Origin of the sequence: Enterocloster alcoholdehydrogenati, assembly GCF_013282095.1 — a bacterium.
Taxonomy (GTDB): domain Bacteria; phylum Bacillota; class Clostridia; order Lachnospirales; family Lachnospiraceae; genus Enterocloster; species Enterocloster alcoholdehydrogenati.
Window position 1 is genome coordinate 164,647 of record NZ_BLTJ01000003.1, and the last position, 19,388, is coordinate 184,034.

20 protein-coding genes and 1 pseudogene are annotated in these 19,388 nt (G+C 42.1%); 6 read left to right on the forward strand and 15 right to left on the reverse strand.

Annotated elements, in window-relative coordinates; all coding sequences use genetic code 11:
- Positions 1-74: 74 nt before the first annotated feature.
- The 14 genes and pseudogenes from HW447_RS04795 to HW447_RS04860 all read right to left on the reverse strand — a co-directional run bounded on the left by HW447_RS04795 (position 75) and on the right by HW447_RS04860 (position 12,598).
- Positions 75-1,124: a CFI-box-CTERM domain-containing protein gene (locus HW447_RS04795; RefSeq protein WP_176254192.1), complete on the reverse strand. Its 1,050-nt coding sequence runs from the start codon at positions 1,122-1,124 to the stop codon at positions 75-77.
- Positions 1,125-1,207: 83 nt separating this feature from the next.
- Positions 1,208-1,624, reverse strand: a complete 417-nt coding sequence (locus HW447_RS04800) for a YjdF family protein (RefSeq protein ID WP_176254193.1) — start codon at positions 1,622-1,624, stop codon at positions 1,208-1,210.
- Positions 1,625-2,205: 581 nt separating this feature from the next.
- Positions 2,206-2,454 carry a DUF3781 domain-containing protein gene (locus HW447_RS04805; protein ID WP_176254194.1) on the reverse strand — a complete coding sequence of 83 codons (249 nt, stop codon included), beginning with the start codon at positions 2,452-2,454 and terminating at the stop codon, positions 2,206-2,208.
- 596 nt (positions 2,455-3,050) lie between these two features.
- The gene (locus HW447_RS04810; protein ID WP_176254195.1) at positions 3,051-3,299 is read right to left on the reverse strand and encodes a hypothetical protein; all 249 of its coding nucleotides are present in this window, start codon (positions 3,297-3,299) and stop codon (positions 3,051-3,053) included.
- Entirely contained in the window at positions 3,292-5,097 is a 1,806-nt protein-coding gene (locus HW447_RS04815) for a DEAD/DEAH box helicase (RefSeq protein ID WP_176254196.1), read from the reverse strand. Before HW447_RS04815 ends, HW447_RS04810 begins: the two co-directional genes overlap by 8 nt.
- Before the next feature lie 37 nt (positions 5,098-5,134).
- Positions 5,135-6,052 carry a BsuBI/PstI family type II restriction endonuclease gene (locus HW447_RS04820; RefSeq protein WP_176254197.1) on the reverse strand — a complete coding sequence of 306 codons (918 nt, stop codon included), beginning with the start codon at positions 6,050-6,052 and terminating at the stop codon, positions 5,135-5,137.
- Positions 6,045-7,532: an Eco57I restriction-modification methylase domain-containing protein gene (locus tag HW447_RS04825; RefSeq protein WP_243176210.1), complete on the reverse strand. Its 1,488-nt coding sequence runs from the start codon at positions 7,530-7,532 to the stop codon at positions 6,045-6,047. The genes HW447_RS04820 and HW447_RS04825 overlap by 8 nt, the downstream gene beginning before the upstream one ends.
- Positions 7,533-7,758: 226 nt before the next feature.
- Positions 7,759-9,072, reverse strand: coding sequence for a plasmid recombination protein (locus HW447_RS04830; RefSeq protein WP_330589026.1), 1,314 nt, complete (start codon positions 9,070-9,072; stop codon positions 7,759-7,761).
- Between the two features lie 149 nt (positions 9,073-9,221).
- On the reverse strand, positions 9,222-9,458 hold the full coding sequence (locus tag HW447_RS04835; RefSeq protein WP_176254198.1) for a hypothetical protein: 237 nt from the start codon (positions 9,456-9,458) through the stop codon (positions 9,222-9,224).
- Positions 9,459-9,530: 72 nt separating this feature from the next.
- Positions 9,531-9,763 (reverse strand): annotated as a pseudogene (locus HW447_RS04840) (complexin-2).
- A gap of 101 nt (positions 9,764-9,864) precedes the next feature.
- Positions 9,865-10,995: an AAA family ATPase gene (locus HW447_RS04845; protein ID WP_176254199.1), complete on the reverse strand. Its 1,131-nt coding sequence runs from the start codon at positions 10,993-10,995 to the stop codon at positions 9,865-9,867.
- A complete protein-coding gene (locus HW447_RS04850) occupies positions 10,992-11,315 on the reverse strand; it encodes a plasmid mobilization protein (RefSeq protein WP_176254200.1) in 324 nt (107 codons plus the stop codon). Before HW447_RS04850 ends, HW447_RS04845 begins: the two co-directional genes overlap by 4 nt.
- Positions 11,299-12,399, reverse strand: a complete 1,101-nt coding sequence (locus HW447_RS04855; RefSeq protein ID WP_176254201.1) for a site-specific integrase — start codon at positions 12,397-12,399, stop codon at positions 11,299-11,301. Before HW447_RS04855 ends, HW447_RS04850 begins: the two co-directional genes overlap by 17 nt.
- 19 nt (positions 12,400-12,418) lie before the next feature.
- Entirely contained in the window at positions 12,419-12,598 is a 180-nt protein-coding gene (locus tag HW447_RS04860; protein WP_176254202.1) for a MerR family transcriptional regulator, read from the reverse strand.
- Between the two features lie 323 nt (positions 12,599-12,921).
- Here HW447_RS04860 and HW447_RS04865 point away from each other — a divergent pair, with 323 nt between their 5' ends.
- Complete coding sequence (locus tag HW447_RS04865) at positions 12,922-13,449, forward strand: helix-turn-helix domain-containing protein (protein WP_176254203.1); 528 nt, start codon at positions 12,922-12,924, stop codon at positions 13,447-13,449.
- A 182-nt stretch (positions 13,450-13,631) separates the two neighbouring features.
- Here HW447_RS04865 and guaA read toward each other — a convergent pair whose 3' ends face one another.
- Positions 13,632-15,173, reverse strand: a complete 1,542-nt coding sequence (guaA, locus tag HW447_RS04870; protein ID WP_176254204.1) for a glutamine-hydrolyzing GMP synthase — start codon at positions 15,171-15,173, stop codon at positions 13,632-13,634.
- A 600-nt stretch (positions 15,174-15,773) separates the two neighbouring features.
- On the opposite strand from guaA, the gene HW447_RS04875 reads away from it, so the two are divergent.
- The 5 genes from HW447_RS04875 to HW447_RS04890 all read left to right on the forward strand — a co-directional run bounded on the left by HW447_RS04875 (position 15,774) and on the right by HW447_RS04890 (position 19,388).
- A complete protein-coding gene (locus tag HW447_RS04875) occupies positions 15,774-17,084 on the forward strand; it encodes a putative bifunctional diguanylate cyclase/phosphodiesterase (protein ID WP_176254205.1) in 1,311 nt (436 codons plus the stop codon).
- A gap of 174 nt (positions 17,085-17,258) precedes the next feature.
- Positions 17,259-17,825 carry an SDR family NAD(P)-dependent oxidoreductase gene (locus tag HW447_RS04880; RefSeq protein WP_330589029.1) on the forward strand — a complete coding sequence of 189 codons (567 nt, stop codon included), beginning with the start codon at positions 17,259-17,261 and terminating at the stop codon, positions 17,823-17,825.
- Entirely contained in the window at positions 17,780-18,100 is a 321-nt protein-coding gene (locus HW447_RS18230) for an SDR family oxidoreductase (protein ID WP_330589045.1), read from the forward strand. Before HW447_RS04880 ends, HW447_RS18230 begins: the two co-directional genes overlap by 46 nt.
- Positions 18,101-18,202: 102 nt before the next feature.
- On the forward strand, positions 18,203-18,457 hold the full coding sequence (locus HW447_RS17930; RefSeq protein WP_243176211.1) for a hypothetical protein: 255 nt from the start codon (positions 18,203-18,205) through the stop codon (positions 18,455-18,457).
- Between the two features lie 166 nt (positions 18,458-18,623).
- Positions 18,624-19,388, forward strand: a complete 765-nt coding sequence (locus HW447_RS04890) for a carboxymuconolactone decarboxylase family protein (RefSeq protein ID WP_176254206.1) — start codon at positions 18,624-18,626, stop codon at positions 19,386-19,388.

A 19,388-nucleotide genomic window follows, 5' to 3' on the forward strand; every position in this document is an offset into this window, starting at 1 on the left:
CAGCAGCCAAGATGTGTGTTGCCCTGGCTGCTGATGGTAAGAGTATCATATGAGGTGTCTGTCGCTTATGCGCTTTAAGGTAAATTCATATCCCTGGGATCCTCATAAGGCTCAGAGCTAATCCCTGTATTTTGCAGGCATCGGATGAGAAGATCAAGACAACTCCGGCATAATCGCTCAACAGGCTCTGATTTTCCCAAACCGCGGATCAGGGCAGGGCTTACGGCATAGTATATTTTTATCAAAATACGTCCGCTCGGACTCTTTTTAAGCCATTCATCCCGGAATCTGCGCAGCGTCCATACCTGTGGGCAGTCATAGGAGCCGTATATACAGGTAGCGATATAACATCCTTCCTTTTTTGGGGTCGGCCAAAGTTCTGTACTGGAAGGAGCGGGGATCTGCGGACGTTCGCCTGCCGCTGCAGCCTCCTGCGTAAATTCGTTCTCCTTCGGAATGGATTCTGCCGTCGATTTCTCTTCATGAAGCCGTGTAAAGTGATGAACCCGTCTGGATGGAAGAGAGGAGAGGGTTTCCATGATTTTCCGTTTTATGTAGGTTTCATTTACGCCGTAGGAGGTCCAGAATTTAATCAGAGGGATGCCGGCCTCTTCGCAGATATTGTTTACCTTGCGGTCTCGCTCCCGTCTATCCGGCGCCAGATGAGTCTGATCATTGATCTCGATTACAAAAAGGGGTCTGTATGCCAGATCCGTAACGATAAAATCCACGTTTCTAAACAGTTCGTTCTGATATTTTGCGCCATCTGTCCTTGAGATAAAGGAAGCCAGGTTCGCCTGAGGCTGGATCCGGCAGTTTTCCGGCAGGATAGAACGGATGTAGTTTAAATAAGCCATTTCTGTTTTGGTGACAAGAGAAGGTTTGACCTCGTACAGAAAGGCTTCGTCGGGTTCAGAGCCATTTGCTGTATCCCGGTTGGAACCGGTTTGGGAATTAGGCCCGCCTTCTTCCGTGCAGGACTCATCCGCCAGACAGGACGCATTGGCATAATGCCAGCTGCGGCATTTTGGACACTTTATGATCTCTCCGGATACACGCTTTGTGTGGCATTTTGAGCACAAAGGGTACGGGCCGCTTTCCGCCCCGCAGATTTTACACTTCATAGAGATTTCCTCCTTTGCAGGTTTGGCGGATATCAGCCGTCCACAGGAGTGGAGGCCGGGTCAGAAAAGCAGGGAAGAGGTATTTACCTGCCCCGGTGTTTGTTTTTCTTTTTCTGCTGTTTCAGTTCAAAGGCCCGTTCCTTTTCCTGCCGCTGTTTTCTGCGGCTGAAGTTTATTCGTTCCTCCTTTGCCTGCTCCTGCTGTAATTTCAGCGCCTGCTGGGATTTCGTGCCAACACCGGTATCCCGTACACGCTTTCGCACCTCCCTCAGCCTTCGTTTGGGATTCAGGCTTTCCTTTTTTACAGCAGCTGTCACAGCCGGACTATACCGCAGCCTTGCGTAGTTCTTTAAAATAAAGGTCTGTATTTCACAGTCCCTTGGCTCTGAGCCGAAGGTAACTTTGCATACAGTCAGTTCCCCGTCTGATATCCGCTCAAATACTCCCATCCAGAAAGGTTCCTGAAAAAATACGGTCAATCTGCCTGATACTTTGTCCATGACAATTCCTCCTTAAAAATTGTGATGCACAAAGAACGGACGACCCAAGGAGGGAGGGCTACTTACGCCTGCACGGCGCGGCCGGACTACCTACCGGCTCTGTAAAAAGGCAAGATAAATGCCCTTTTACGTTGTGTTTTTATCTTTGTAAAAGGATTGTATCACAAACGGAGGGGATTTTACAGGATTTTCAGTAAAATAATTTATTTTTTGTTATATGCTTAATATATGCCAAAGCCCGGTTTAATCAGGAACTGTTAAAGTGCTTCTGCGCACAGAAAAACCATTTTTATTATTTTAAAAACATAACAGATCAGCACATTAGGAGATCATATTCACTTTTTAATTGCAGTTTGCGCAAACTCAAGCAAATTATCACATCCCATTTTTAATGAACGCAATGCAAGTCCACACCTTACAATTTCTAATTCACGTTTCATAAAATACCTCCCGGTTTCAAATATAACCCGAATAAATCTGCCCCAAATTTGTTACTATCAATTTCACCTGCCAGCAACATTTTTTTGTGCCCTCATAGGGCACTCCATAAGAAATTATCAGCATATAGGAAATGGTTCATTTTATTTTAATATGTGTGCTGTAATAATTGTGTAACTGTAAGAGTTAATCGTTATTTTAATATTATCAATTTCGCAATACCAGTTCTTTCCTTGTTTGCAGATACTGCACGCTTTATCTAACACTTTATTTTTACAGTAATCAACCACATCATCGATATCTAATTTGAGATTTTTCCTTATTCTATCAATACCCATTTCCGTAGTATGGATTTTATCAATATTATCTAGCAGTACTTGTTTCTCTTTCATTGTGTTTTCCTCCATAATTTTCGCTGCCTTTCCCATAGAGTCATATTATCAGAAACTGCTTCTGCGTTCCATATATTTCTAAATAAAATTGCAAATTCCTGTCGGTCTACCCAAGAGTAAACTACAGTTGCGCTGCCCCTGGCAAACAGGCAGGGATTTGTTTCATAACAGCTAAAAGGGTTTTAAATCAGCCTTTTGCCTGTAAGCTATTTCTCGTGTGGTGTATCGTCTTTCCTGCGTGTTCATCCGTTTTCTCACTACTTTCTTGTGAATAACCAGCGTTGCCGATTACACCAGCAATCAGCATACAGCAATTTATCACAGAGCAGTTGAATAAAAAAATGCAATCAAAATGCAATTCTAAAAGGAAAGAGCCTCAAAATCCTTGAAAATAAAGGCTTTGAAGCTCTGCTCCAACTATTCAAACTCGGCGTGTTCTTTGCTGTTATTAACCATTTTTGTTTAGGTTTCATGCAAATTCACACCGTTTTTTACTTCAATTACATCAATTATTCTGGCTTACTGATTTTCTGTTGCCAAAATGTTGCCACGCATCCTAATAGCAAGTTTCAATCACTCGTCCTGTCTTCCTTTTATCATTCTTCTTTTTCTGTAAGGCTTAAATTCTTATTTAGATTTTCTTGCATTTCTTTAAGAGTTTCAATATCTCTACCTATTGTTTCCAAAGCACAAGCAATGCAAAAATATTCCACTTTCCTTCCAGTCTTCAATTTAACCCGAACATTTCCTGCACAAATTCTATGTTTAGAATTATGCTGGCAATTATGGGAATGTTTTGCCACATCCATTTCTATAGACCTAAGAAAAGACTTTGGCTTAGCCATTAAACCACTTCCTTTCAATTTCATTTCGTATTTCGGGCAATTTATCGTAAGCCAAATTAATTTGTTCCTGGGTCATTTCATTCCGTTTTCCTGTACTCACACCTGTCAAAGTAGAAATTTGTTTATCAATAGCAGATTTTACCAAAACAAAATTTGTTTTCATATAAGACTTATCAAGTTCTTTTCCCTCTGGATTAATATTATGAGAATACAAAATTTCTCCTGCCAAATTTTTTACCAACTCATCTAAGGCTTTTCTATCCGCTTGCCGTTGTTTTGCTTTAGGAATTTTTATTGGATACAATTTCTCATAAATCTCCTTATACTGTTCTGGGGACATTCCACGTTGCATTAAAATATTACAAGCACGTTTTACTTCCTCATCTTCCAATAAGGGAATCTCTTGTAACAGTACATTATCTTGTTTCGTTATCTTGACATAATTAATATGAGGATTTTTTCCACTTTCCGGCTCAATTTCTAATTCAGACGCATCGCTAAAATCCAACCCTTCTAATGGTAATAACTGGTCGAAATATTCTTGGTCTGCTTGGCTATATTGTTGAAAATCTTCCCATCTTTTAGCAACATTAGCTCCTGCATGGAACACAACTGTACCTTTATTATTCAAACTATCTGGACTATTTTGATCTACCACACGCATGATTCGCCCCACAAACTGAATAAAAGGAGATAAATTATTGAATATGCTAAAAACAGCTGCTACACTTAAATAGGGGTGATCAAATCCTTCCCCTAACTTTTTAACTTGTACTATTACATCTAATTCATCATTTTCTAATTTTTCTAACACTTTATCATTATGCTTACCATCTTCTTTTGAATGTATATAATCTGCCCTCAACCCACGTGCAGCATATGCTTCCTTAATTTGAATACAATGCTTAAAGTTTAATGCAGACGCTATAATTTTATGCTTATTATTTCCGGATTTCTCCCTAATCTTTTGTAATTCTCTAATTGAAGCATCTACTATTGTATTAGCAGTTTCCTTAGATGTAATAATACTTCTCCTAAAATCTGCATCCTCTTCACCCAATCGGCGTACTTCATCTAATGGCACTTCTACTTCCGTTCCTTGATCTTCTCTAACGTATCTTAATGACGCAGGATTTAATACAACCGCTTTTAACTTTTTTACATAACCATTTTTTATAGCATCACATACAGGATAAGAATATATTATATTACCTGCCATAATCTGTCCATCTGCACGCATTGGAGTTGCACTTAAATTTATAATTTTTGCGTTTGAAAATTTATTTCTCAATTCAATCCAACTATTTGCAACATTGTGATGTGCTTCATCAAATATAATCAAATCAAAAAAATCAGTATCTAATGCTGACAGCCAACGATTTTGATTTCCCTGCAACTGTTGTATATTAGTGATTACAACATCCGCATTTTCTAAATCTGACATATTAACAGAAGTTCCACGAATTTCTACAGATTCAGGAAATTCATCTGTTTCACTTAGTGCCCCACATTTTAAATAAAATACTTTAGGACTCGACATATCAAAATCATCAGCTAATTGTCCTGATATTTTTACATTTGGTGCAACAACCAATGCTCTTTTTGATTTCACTGCAAATGGAGCCAATGTAATTAATCCAGATTTTCCACAACCTACTGGAAGAATTATCCCCACTTCCCGGTCTTTCTGAGAATTATCGTAATACTCTCTTATTTTTCCATACGCCTCATACTGAGGAACTCTTAATTTTTGTTGATTTATAGTAATCTTTTGTGTTCCAAAAACAAATTCATTCATACTATCCCTCCAATATTTTCGTAAAACTAGGACATTTTTATCTCGGTCCCAAAAACTTATCTCCATTCAAGTGTATCATGTGCTCCGGCATCTCTGCAATCCAAACTTCCGTTTCCCATGCCAATACCTCAGAAAATTTCTTATATGTCTTAAAATCCAGAAAAGCGGTAACAAAAATCTTTCCAGCTGTAACATTTTCTGTCATCTCTGTGATTTCAATGATTCGTTTGGGATCCATCGGTCCTACAGAAGTTACAGATTCTATAAAATAAATCCAATTTTTATCTTCTCTGTACAAAACAACATCTGGCATTTTGTCATGTAAAGTAATTTCAAATCCCAGTTCTGTCAATTTCTCAACATTCTTAACCAAATCTTTTTCTGTAGTATCGCCTACATATAAACACTCTGCATTAGGTGCGAATCTCGGAGCAAATTCTTCAATAATTGCCTTCTGTAATTCATTATGTTTTCCAGCAGAAAATTTTAAGTCTGCTCCATTGATTTTTACTGGCATCATTGTCATTTTCTTTTTTGAAGCGTAAATATCAATCAACTTATCATGGTATGTCAGAAAACGATTTAAGGATTTTTGCCATTCCACAGACTGAAATGTTTTCAGCATCTTTAAAGTTTCCTCAGTAAGCCTATATCTGTAATTAGGACTGTTGGTTGCCTTTCCATTGTCTTCGACTAATGCTGCAGTTCTAAATCTATGCAACGCCTGTTTACGAAATGTTTCCCGACTATTTTCTGCATAAGTAGTTCCATAGAAAGTGTTAGAAAACTGAATAATATCATGAATACGAATCCATTCATTCTTCGCTTCGTCCCATCGCATATCCGGTTTAATATCTGCCATTGCAAGCAGAACATAACAGCATATATCTGCTTGTTGTGCTTTCGGCATACCCACTAATTCCAAAAATTTTCTTGCTTCTTCAATTTTATCCACAATACCCCTCCAAAATCAAATCACAGCTGCTTTCCGATAAATCCTTTGTCTTCATCAATTTTCTGCCCATCTCTTGTATGATTTCTATATCCGGCACCGGCATCGAATTTACTTCCGTAGAATTTACCTGCGTAGAACCATTTAAAATCCTGTAGTATTCATCATACAAAGTAGAATTAAAAAGTACATACAACCCATATACCAAACATTCTGACATCTCCCCCAACAATCCATCAATAAAATTGATTTTATTTTGTGTACTTATTTTCTCATATTGCGGGTAATTTTTTGCCAAATAAATTCCACATTGTAATCTGCGTGGTTCCTCTTTTGCTGTAAATCTCTTTACAAACAAATAATTTTTATTATCCTGCATAAGTCCACGTTGATCTGTTACCACATATTCATGCTCTTTCTGAATCGGAAATTCCACAGTTCCTCGTTTAATATGCTGTGAATAAAACAGCGGAATCGCACCATCTTCTTCATCATCACGAAGTATATCACGATTTCTAAAATCTACAGTCAATCCCGTTTTCATTTTAACGCCTATGTCCGGTAATGTGCAGTTAAACCTGTGCAAGCGTTCTAATACATCAACTTCTTCATTATTTGTTACCAAATATACATAGTAATCTTCTCCCGAAACTACCACAGAATATGGTACTGTCAAAGAAGTTATTTCATCAAAATCTTTATTTGATTTAGAAGAAGTAATCTTCACTTTTTCTGGGTTTTTATTTGTTTTTCTAACTTTTATGATGATTGTTTCCTGTAAAATATCTTCTTTATCAAACACTTTACTTCGACTAACAAACAAATGAATGTGTTCCAATTTCCCCTGTGTCAAAAAATATTGGCGAAATCTCTTAAAATATGCTCCCGATGTCCATGAACGTGGAATAATATAGACCATTTCGCCATTATCTTTTAAATTAAAGAGTCCCATAGCTGCAAATATAAAATACATATTCGGTGCTCCATAACATACTTCCGGCATAGCTGTTGCTTCTGGTGCATTTTTGGATATTTTCATATATGGCGGATTTCCAATCACATAATCAAATTTAGGCGGGGTAGTATTTCCTCCTATCATTGAATTAAAATCTAAATATTGACTTGTTATATAATTTTCTGTCTTAATATCATATTTGATCCTTTTTGTGGACTTTTCCTTGCAATACTCCAAATTTTCTTTTAAAATTTCTAAGACATTTTCATCATTTTCATAACAAACCAAGTCGATTTCCGATATATAATCAAACTGTTCAATCCATTCAATAAAAGCACATGACAATATGCCAGAACCTGCACCAGCGTCCAAAACCTTTATACATGATTTCCCTGCCGGACATTCATATAAACTTGCCATAAATCTTGCAGTTTCCATACTTGTAAAAAACTGCCCATATTTTTTCCGTTCCTTTTTAGGCATATTTTCTATATACAAATTTGTGAGTTCAATAATTTTCTCTAACACTTCATCTCACCTCATGCTTATCTACATAATTCAATTATACTCTATCATTCTACTAATTTCAACATAATTTTAGAACAAATGTTCTTTTTGTAATCTTTGAATTTATTCCTATACTATATCTTATTTTTTGCTAAAAATCTATTCGAACATCCGTCCCCCTTATCAAATAATCGGTAAAACCACTGTATTTCTGCTGCTAAGAGGGCTTTAAGCAACCCTCCACTTGTCAGCGTGCTTCCCTATTGTGTTTTCTCCTTACAGTCCGCTTCTGTTCCGCTTCTATCTGTTCCTGTTGCTTTGCCCGGTCAATAACCGCATTCACCTGTTCAGCCCCCATAACTTTCTTTACACGACCAAAATCCGTTGTAATCGTCCGTAACTCCCGATTTTCCTCTAAGGATTCTTCCAGCCGGTTCTTTAACCTCTCATTTCTGTCTTGCTCTCTACTATATGCATCTTGCAATTTTTCAAATCGGTTAGAAATATTCAAATATTCCCGATACACAGATCGCAGAACCATTATGATTTTTTCAATCAATGGCTTTGTTTTTTTCTCTCTATAAGTCTTTCCGCTTTCCAATGTTCCCGCTTCTGGCAGCACTTCTTCTGGATCATACGAATACTTAACTGCAAATCTCTCCATATCCTTTACCATAGGAGCAATCTCCGCCAGTTTTTTCTCATATCGTGCTGCTTCTTTCTTAGCCACTTCTGCTCGTTTATCTGCTTCCTCACGATTTTCCTGTGCGGAGTGAATCTCCTGTTCAAGATTTTCCAATTCTCCCAACCACTTTTCACTGGTTTCCAGTATGGCAGCATTATGTTCTTCCAGACTTTCTTTTTTCGCTTCCAACTCCGCAACTTCCTTTGCCCGTTCCTGCTTCTCAAAATCAAGTACCGACAAGTGTTTATTATGCGTTCCAAGCTGCTTCCATTCGATTCCATACTTCCCCATAATCTGGGCAATTTCCTGTTTTTCTGATTCTATCCACTGATTCCATTCCGTTGCTCCCCTCGTGCCGCCCTTAAAGCCCTGTTCTCCCAATGCTCCCTTTAAGGAAACTCTGGTATCAAGACCACGCTTGCTGTTACAAATAACCGGAACAAAATCTACATGGACATGAGGCGTTTCCTCATCCATATGCAGATGAGCAGAAAATACATGAAGATATGGATTCCGTTTCTGAAAATCTTTCATAAATTCAATCAGAATTTCCTTTGCAAGTTGCCCTTCTTCACTTTTGGCATTCATATCGTCCTTGTTTCCAATTTGAAAAACTGCTTCATGGAATAGCTTTTCCTGCTTGCCCTGCCGGATTTTTTCATAGTAATTATCAATCTTTCTGTCATTTCGTTTCTGCTTCGCATTATACCGTTCCAGAGCTTCAACAAATAATTCATGATAGACTTCTTCAATCTCTGCATGGCAAAACTCCACATTATAAATACTGCGTTCTGTATCCACATTTTTTGCACTAAATGCCCTTGTATTATGATTGATAGAACCCTTTCCCATCATACCGCTAATCGTTCTCTCCAAGCTTTATCCCTTCTCCCTGTTAGAGGTAATCAGTGCCGGATACGGCACATAGCTTTGTTACTTTCGTCGAAAGTAACGCAAAAGCACTTTTGACAGCCGTTCCGTCCATCAAAAGCTGCCATTGCGTCCTGCCGGAGGCTTTTTCCGTCCTACGGACGGGCGGCTTTCAGCCGCTTTGCTTCTGCCCCTATAGCTTTTCGGATAGCCGATAGCACATTTTCTATCGTATATTCATCCCATCCAGCAAGCCATATCAATGTCCTTTCTTCATCAGCGGTCAGTTCTACCTCTCCGAAGATTTCATTGAGGTCAGTAATCCTCCGAGCTTCACTTTCATAAAAATATTTATTTACATTCCGAGTTCCCCACTCCGGCTGAATTATCATACAATCACACCTTTCTTTTTATCTACTACTACAGGAGCGTGACACGCCCCTGTCCATTATCGTCAAGGAAAACTACCAGCGGAAACTGTCCGGCACTCCACGCCTGTTCAGATATTCCTGTCGGGCTTTTTCCCGTTCCTCCTGCGTGGAGCAGTCTTATATTTTCCATACAATTCATGCTGTACCAAAGAATCCAGTTTTTTCTCCAATCCCTGCCGGATTTTCTCCAAACAGGTATCATCCTCCACCAGATGATAACGGAGCAGCAGCATAAACAATTCATAAGGAATCTGCACACTCTTCATCTTCTCACCCCTTTCTGCGTCGGTTTGCGTCGATAGCGTCGATATTTTCTACACCAGCCCGCTATCAAAAATACCGTCGCAACCGACGCATATCGTCGCTTTTATTCCTTTGTTTTAAGACGTTTCAGAATGATTTTTCTTTCATGACCCCGCTTATTATCATAGAAAATCCCATAGTCATTGAGCAGCTGGCTGTTGACAATATTCAGCCTTCTGGAAAGCACATTCGCCTGTAACTGCATATCCGGCAGTTGCTTTACAAGTTCTGTCGCTGTTCCCTCCCACTCCTGTCTGTCTTCTGTCAGAAACGCATTGATTGCTTCTAAAAGAGGGTTCGGCGGCTGTTTCCACAACTCTGTTTCTGCTTTCTTGAATTTCCATACGCAACGCTCCCTGTCAAATTCTATAGTCAGTTCCTGATCCGGCTGGTCACGTCCCACAATGTCCATCACAGCTTCATTGTCTGTCCGTTTCTTTTTGTGCATGATAAACGCTCCATCTGCCGCACCCAACAGTCCATTTGTGCCGGAAATCATATCAAAGCTGTCCTCAGATTCCAGCTTGCGTGTATGATGAACTACCAACAGGCAGATACCATATTTGTCACTGAACGATTTCAGTTTTGTCACAATCTCATAATCACTGGAATAGCTGTACCTGTCCCCACCGACTTCACGCACTTTCTGGAGCGTATCAATGATAATCAGCCTTGCGTCCTTATGCTCTTTCAAAAATTCCTCCAACTGCTTGTCCAGCCCCTCATTCAAGGTCTTTGCCTGTGTTGCAAAATACAGATTATCCGCACATTCCACACCAAACATACCGGACAGCCGCCGTTGAAGTCTTGCATAATCATCTTCCAATGCCAGATACAGCACTGTCCCTTTCCGTACCGGATAATCCCACAAAGGAATCCCCATTGCTACATGATAGGCAAGCTGCGCCATGAAGAACGATTTTCCCACCTTTGGCGCACCTACAAAGAGATATGTGCCGCCATAGAGAAAGCCGTCTACAATCGGTATTCTCGGCACAAAAACGGTGTTGTACAATTCCGGCATGGACATAGTTTGCAGTCCGCCACTCCCGGATTTCTCCGGGTTTTTGGTGGCTTGCTGATTGATTTGTTTCTGCGGATTTGCTATAATTTTATTGTGATTTTTAATAATCGGCTGCGCCCCATCTGCGCCAACAGATGATACGGGAGCAGTCGTTTTCATTTTTTCCATCATTCATCTTCTCCTTTCAGTCCCTCTAACGTAATTGCGATTACCTGTATCGTATAGAGCAGTTCACCATTATCTGGGCTTACTGTTTCCAGCCGCTTCAATTCCTCATAGATAGTCGCCATTTGATTTTTCAGTGCCTTATAAACTCTCGGATTGCCCTGCACAACCACATCCCGGCATGTCAGCCGCCTTATGATATATTCCTGCTTTGTCAAGCCCGACAACGCCACTAAGTCATCGAGCAGCTTTGCTTCTTTATCCGATACCCGAAACGCTACGGTATGATTTCTCCAACGCCCTTTATAATCAAGACTTCTTTCCATTGCTGTCCTCCTTTTCCATTCGCTCCATTTCCAGCTTTTCTGCCATTTCTATCTGAACAGTCGGAAACAAATGAGCATATCTGTAAGTGATTTTTTCTGCTTCATGTCCTACCCGTTCCCCAATCGCCAACACTGAAAATCCCATATTGATCAACAGTGATACATGGCTGTGGCGAATATCATGCACACGAATCTTTTTCACTCCTGCCTGTTTTGCCCCTCGCTCCATCTCGTGATTGAGATAAGACTTCGTAACGGTAAACAGCCGCTCGTCCGGTTTGATGTCATAGAGCATTTTGATATACTCCTGCATTTCTTCACAGAGAAACGGGGGCATTTTTACGGTGCGGTTGCTTTTCGCTGTTTTGGGGCTTGTAATAATATCACGCCCTTTGGAACGGTGATACGTTTTGCTGATCGTGACCGTCTGTTTCTCGAAATCAAAATCAGCAGGAGTAAGAGCTAGCAGCTCGCCGGACCGGATTCCACACCAGTAAAGCATTTCAAAAGCATAGTAGGAACGTGGCTTATCCATCATGGCTTCTGAAAATTTCAGATATTCCTCTTTTGTCCAGAAGTCCATTTCCTTTGGAATTTCATTTCCCATTGTGCCAGCCCGTCTTGCCGGATTGTAAGGCAGGTTATAAAAGTTTACCGCATGGTTAAAAATTGCTGTAAGCTGTGCGTGTATGGTTTTCAGATAATCTGCTGAATAGGACTTCCCTTTCTCGTCCCGATACGCCATGAGTTCATTCTGCCATGCGATAATGTCCTTTGCTTCAATCGCCGCTATCTTCCGATTCCCAAAATACGGCAAAATCTTTGTGCGGATTACATGGCTCTTAGATTCCCATGTGCTTTCCTTGACACGCTGCTTTTTATCTGCTTCATAAAGTTCAAAAAAGCTGGCAAAAGTCATATCCAGTTTGGAGTTCTTTTTCAACATGGCCTCATGTTCCCATGCCTGTGCTTCTCTTTTTGTTGCAAATCCACGTTTCTGTGTCTGTTTCCGTTCCCCTTTCCAGTTCGTGAAACGGTAAATCACTCGCCACGTTCCCGTAGCATTGTCTTTATATACAGCCATTTTTATCATCTCCTTCCGTTTAATCGCTGTAACAGACTTTCTTATGAAAGAAAGTAGCATTTACACGCCCCGCCACAGTCAGATACCCTTGCTTCTGCAATTCTGCGTTCAGTTCCCGCACAATCTGATAGGCTTTTGACTTTGATACCCGTAATTCTGTTGCCACTTCTTCCACCGTCATAAATGATTTTTCTGCCATCTTTAACCTCTCCTTTCACTAAAATTTCCGCCGTTCTATCCTCCCCGTTCTGACAGGCAACCCTTTTCGGCGCTGTGCCAGTCCCTCTATATAAGGGACGCTCGTTTCCTTCTGGAAAGTCATGGCGTTTATTCGGCTCGTACGGTCATTCAGTTTTTAACTCTTTTTGTTTAATCTGTAACTGTATGATACTAAATAAATTCCGTTAAGTCAAGTGGTTTGCAGAAAAATCTTAACTTTTTTTATTTAAGTTTCACTTGCTATTCCTATTTCATCATGTTATACTAACTTCAACAGAAATGTTTAGTATCGGAGGTTTTATTATGGCAATCGGCAAAAGAATCCGCTTTTTTCGCAATCGGAAAGGCATGACACAGAAACAGTTAGGCGAACTCCTCGGTTTTCTGGGAAAGACCTCTGATGTCCGTATGGCACAGTACGAATCAGAATCCAGAACACCGAAGCAAGACCTTGTAAAAGAAATGGCACATCTCCTTGATGTAAGCCCTCGTGCAATCACTGTGCCGGAAATAGACAGTTACATCGGGCTTATGCACACGCTTTTTGCGTTGGAAGATATGTATGGCTTGAAAATCGGAGAGATTGACGGGGAAGTGTGTCTGCGGTTAGATAAATTCGCCGGAACAACCTACACCACTATGTTTGATATGTTCCATGCATGGCAGAAACAGGCTGCCCGTATGGAGCAAGGAGAGATAACCAAAGAAGAATACGACCAGTGGCGGTACAAATATCCCGAATTAGATACCTCAAAACAATGGAGAAAGGTAGTTCCCTCACAAGGACTAAGCGACCTTATCTTACAGGATTTGAAACCCGAATCCGACTAATTTTTAATGCAAAAAACCTTACCGACTTTCAGCTTAAAATGCTTGAAAATCAGTAAGGTTTTCTTATGATATTGAAGTATTTTATTCGATGAATAATGCAATAATGTTGCCAAATTGTTGCCAGATATTAAACAATTTTGCTTGGAACCCGCATAAATAAAGGCTTTCTAAAGGTCATTTCATCACTCAAACTCAATCGTAGCCGGCGGCTTCCCCGTGCAGTCATACAACACCCGGTTAACCCCCTTCACCTCATTCACAATCCTGCTGGTTACCTTCCCCAGCACCTCCCACGGAATCTGGGCGGACTCTGCGGTCATGAAATCGGAGGTGAGCACAGCACGGAGGGCAATGGCGTAATCGTAGGTTCTTTCATCGCCCATGCAGCCTACAGAACGCATATTGGTCAGGGCGGCAAAGTACTGTCCGAGGTTTTTGTCCACACCGGCTTTTGCAATTTCTTCGCGGTAGATCGCATCAGCATCCTGTACGATCCGCACCTTGTCAGCTGTTACTTCGCCGATGATGCGCACACCCAGGCCAGGGCCGGGGAATGGCTGACGGAATACCAGATATTCGGGGATGCCAAGTTCCAGACCAGCTTTGCGCACCTCGTCCTTAAAGAGCAGTCTTAAAGGCTCTACCAGTTCCTTGAAATCTACGTGCTCCGGGAGGCCGCCTACATTGTGGTGGGACTTGATCACTGCGGATTTTCCAAGGCCGGATTCGATGACATCGGGGTAAATGGTTCCCTGAACCAGATAGTCTACGGCGCCGATTTTTTTCGCTTCTTCCTCAAATACGCGGATAAATTCTTCGCCGATAATCTTGCGCTTTTTCTCAGGATCTTCTACACCCTTTAATTTCTCATAGAAACGCTCCTGAGCGTTTACGCGGATGAAGTTCAAGTCGTAGTGGCCTTCCGGGCCGAATACGGCCTCTACCTCGTCGCCCTCATTTTTACGAAGCAGACCATGGTCTACAAATACGCAGGTCAGCTGCTTGCCAATGGCCTTGGAAAGCATAACGGCAGCAACAGAAGAGTCGACGCCGCCGGACAGAGCACAGAGCACCTTGCCGGAACCGATTTTTTCACGCAGGGCCTTGATGGTTGTATCTACAAAGGAATCCATTTTCCAGTCACCGGAGCAGCCGCAGACATTGTATACAAAGTTGGACAGCATCCTGGTTCCTTCCTTGGTGTGCACTACCTCAGGATGGAACTGAACAGCATAGAAATTCTTCTCGGCACATTCCATACCGGCTACGGGGCAGGACTCTGTGCGGGCGGTGATGGAAAAACCGGCGGGAACCTCTGCAATATATACGCCGTGGCTCATCCAGCAAACTGTCTTTGGAGACACGCCGTCAAACAGCTTGGAGGAGGTATCTACGTCCACCTCAGTGTGGCCGTATTCGCTTACGACCGCCTTCTTTACAACACCGTCTAACAGATAGCTCATCAGCTGAGCGCCATAGCAGATTCCCAGAACCGGAATGCCCAGTTCAAAGATCTCTTTGGAACAGCGCGGAGCGCCGTCCTCAAATACCACATCAGGACCGCCGGTGAAAATGATGCCCTTGGGGTTCATCTGGCGGATCTTGTCCAAACTCATGTTGTAGGGGTGTACTTCGCAGTATACATTGCATTCACGGACACGGCGGGCAATCAGCTGGTTATACTGGCCACCAAAGTCCAAAACAATAATCATCTCTCTATCCATGAGATATTCTCCTCCATTTTCATTTCCTTATAAATTGAAAGAGATTGTACAGCGAAAGTACAATCTCCTTTTATCTTTGGTACGAATCCATTATAAAGGATGAAAAGCCAAATATCAAGATATTTCGACAAGTTTTTGGCGTTTTTTAATGCTGTGGATTCCCCCCTTATTGACATCCCACGCCGTGCTTGTTAAAATGTAGATACAAATCAAGTTTACCGCTGACTGATATACAAAGTGGTTGGGCCGGACCGTTAGTCCTTTGCCGCATGGCGAGGGACTTTTTTCATGAGCAGGGCACTCAGATGAAGCGTGGCTGCCTTAAACGCTCCGGGATATTCCATATAACTTTTGGTTCCTTAATTTAATGTGTCTTCAGGAATCCCGGTTATTATCAGTTAAAAATAAAAATTATACATAACGATTCAGGAGACAAATATGGAGTTTCAAAAACGACAAAAAATGTGGTGGGGAGTTTTTTACTCTTTTTGTAGCTTTTGTCTGTGCTTATTATGCGCATACTTTTATCTGGTCAGCCGATCCCATAGACTGGATCCGCTGGAAACAGCCATACCGCTGTTCTTTTTTGTGCTGGCATTTATGGGAGGATTTGGAACATTAAAATATAAGGTACTGGAGCTTTCAAACTGCTATATCGATCCGGTGACGGGCGGATCAAATGAGTTTCTGTTTCAGCAGGAATTTCAAAAACGAACGGCCCAGAAAGGGGAGTTTTTTGCTTTTCTGTATATAAACATTAAAAAATTCAGCCTGATCAATTCAGAATATGGCTGGGCTGCAGGCGATCACATTTTAAAGAGTGTCTATACGGCTTTTAAGGAAAAGCTGCTGCCGGGAGAGTCTATTGCCAGAGTGAATACAGATACGTATTATCTGCTTTTAAGGATAAAGGATGAGGAAGCGCTTAAGGCCCGGATCTATGAACTGGATGACGCCGTATATTTTCTGGAGCATCTGAAGATTGACCGGAAATTATTTCTCTCTATTGGGGCTTACATTTTAAAAGATGCTTCTGAGATCTATGCAGATGCGGTGGACCGGGCGAATTTCTGTCGGACTCACAGCGCCGATGCCTCTGACCGGAATTCTCATTTTGAGGTGTACAACCATACGATTCATGATAAGAGAGAGTATCACAAAAAACTTTTGGAGATGGCGCAGCCTGCGCTGGAAAAGAAGCATTTTAAAATGTTTCTCCAGCCCAAATATGAGCTTGAGCACGAGACGCTGGCCGGTGCTGAGGCACTGGTCCGCTGGCAGGATCCAGAGGAAGGGATGATGCCAGTGTATGAGTTTGTTCCTCTTTTTGAAAAGAACGGATTTATGCGGCAGATTGATTACTTTATTTTTGAGTCGGCGTTGGAGCTGATCGAAAAATGGATGGACGAGGGGATCGAGCCGTTGAAGATCTCTGTAAATCTTTCAAAATCCCATTTTTCTGCAAATAACTTTTTTGAGGAGCGAGTGCTCCCTATCTTTGAACGGCACCGGGTTCCCCGCCAATACATAGAATTTGAAATTTCTGAAAGTATTATGCTGGACAATTCAGGCAGTCTGATCAAGTTTGTCCGCAGCCTGAGAGAACAGGGCTTTGAATGTTCCATGGATGATTTCGGCAGCGGTTATTCTTCTTTAAATATGCTGAAAAGCCTTCCCGTATCCACCATAAAGCTGGATCAGAAGCTGTTCAGTGAGGAGGAAAAGGAACGCGGAAAGATTGTCAGCCGCGGAATCATCCAGATCGCCCGGCAGCTGGATATGAAGGTAGTGGCCGAGGGTGTAGAAACCAGAGAATACGTGGATTTCCTGAAGGAGCAGAAGTGCGATATGATTCAGGGATATTATTTTGGACGTCCTATGCCGGTGGATGAGTTTTGTAAACGGATGTAGGCTTTTCCCTCGCTGTCAGGCGGGGGATTTTTTTCGTGATTCAAAATTAAGTTTAAGATCATACATAAGTAATACTTATCCAATACCACTGAAATCCGAATGGTTCTTTTGAGAGAGATTCACTATGATATAGGTATCACAAAAGGAACAAAGCCGGAAAGAGAGGAATGGAACATGAGAGATCAAACCAAGGAAGTTGTACTGTGGGCTGGTGCAGGGCAGATCGGTATGGCGATCGCCCGCAGGATTGGACACGGAAAGAAGCTTGTGGTTGGAGATAAGAAGCTGGAAAATGCCCGCAATATTGCCCGGATTATGAATGAGGCGGGGTTTGATGTGACGCCGGTAGAAATGGATTTATCCTCCAGAGCCTCCATCTTAAACCTGATTGCAGAGGGAAAAAAGCATGGGGAAATTAAGATGCTGATCAACAGTGCGGGCGTCTCACCAAGTCAGGCCCCGGTTGAAGCGATACTGAAGGTTGATCTTTATGGGACTGCGGTTTTACTGGAGGAAGTAGGAAGGGTAATTGGCGTGGGAGGAACAGGGGTTACGATTTCCAGTCAGTCGGCACACCGGATGCCTGCGTTAAGCCCCAAAGAGGACGAATTACTTGCGGCGACGCCTGCAGAGGAATTATTATCCCTTCCGCTGCTGCAGAAGGAAAACATAAAAGTACGCTTCATGCGTATCAGCTGGCAAAGCGCTGCAATGAAAAACGGGTTATGGCGGAAGCTTTGAAATGGGGAGAAAGGGGAGCGCGGATCAACTCTATTTCTCCGGGAATCGTGGTAACTCCATTAGCACTAGATGAACTGAATGGGCCGAGAGGGGATTTTTATAAAAATATGTTTGCGAAATGCCCAGCAGGCCGTCCCGGAACGGCAGATGAGATTGCCAATGTGGCAGAACTTTTGATGAGTGAAAAAGGTGCGTTTATTACAGGAACGGATTTCCTGATAGATGGCGGAGCTACGGCTTCTTATTTTTACGGCCCGTTACAACCGGAAACATAAGAGGAAATTTACAGCGGTATAAAGGATAAACGGATAAAATGGAGGAGAACGGGGCATGGGAACAGTAAGAAATGTTATGGAAGTGCGAAGATTGCAGACCTGATGCCGGAATATGAGGCTTGTCATGGTTTTCTGAATATGCTGGATGCCTCAATGGGGCTGGCTCCTGGAGATCCGGTGCGGATGGCGTATATTACCAGTTATACCTCCAGAGCGTCCAGAAAAACCGTATTAGACTTTTTGGAGCCCTCCTATGGTATCATAATGCCGGAAAAACACATAAAAAGCGGAATTTCATGGAGAAATGCCTGCAGGATTTCAGGCCAGGGAGCAAAAAACGGCGGATTTCCAGAATGAATGGAAAAGCGTTTCTGCTGGCGGGGATTGCGCCGGCGTTTATGGAGGAGAGGTTTTTATTCTGCAGAGAATATTCAGCTATATGTTTCTCCAAACGTTCTTTGTATTTTTGATTTCGGAAAACCGCATAAAAATAGAAAAACTAATATAAAGGAGTGAACAAAATATGGCAATTACAGAGTTTGCTAAAAAGTATCATGAAAAAATGTTTCCGGGGTATGTATCCGAATTTCTAAGGACGGATCCGGAGTTTACGGAGCGCTTTGACAACTTTGCCTTTGACGAGGTGATCAACAGCTGCAGTCTGGATGACCGTACCCGTATGACGGCCATTCTTGCCGTGCTGTTGGGCTGTCAGGGCATAGACGAGTTTAAGGTTATGCTGCCGGCGGCTCTGAATTTAGGAGTTACGCCGGTGGAAGCAAAGGAGATTGTTTACCAGGCGGCGGCATATCTGGGAATTGGGAGAGTGTTCCCCTTTCTTAAGGGGACCAATGAGGTATTTGCTGCGAGAGGAATTACGCTGCCTTTAGAGGGGCAGGAAACGACAACCATGGAGAACAGGCTGGAAAAAGGGATTCAGGCCCAGGTGGACATTTTTGGAGAGCATATGAGGGAGTTTTATAAATCAGGTCCGGAGGAGAGCAGACATATTAACCGCTGGCTGGCAGATAACTGCTTTGGAGACTGGTATACCAGAACCGGCCTGGACTACAGGCAGAGGGAGATGATTACCTTTTGTTTTTTGGCAGCCCAGGGGGGATGCGAGCCTCAGCTTATCAGTCACGCGGCAGCGAATATGAAAATGGGAAATGATAAGGAATTTTTGATTCAGATTATTTCCCAGTGCCTGCCCTTTATCGGCTATCCCCGCAGCCTGAATGCGCTTTCCTGCGTAAATAAAGCGGCAGATAAAACAAGAAGGGGATGA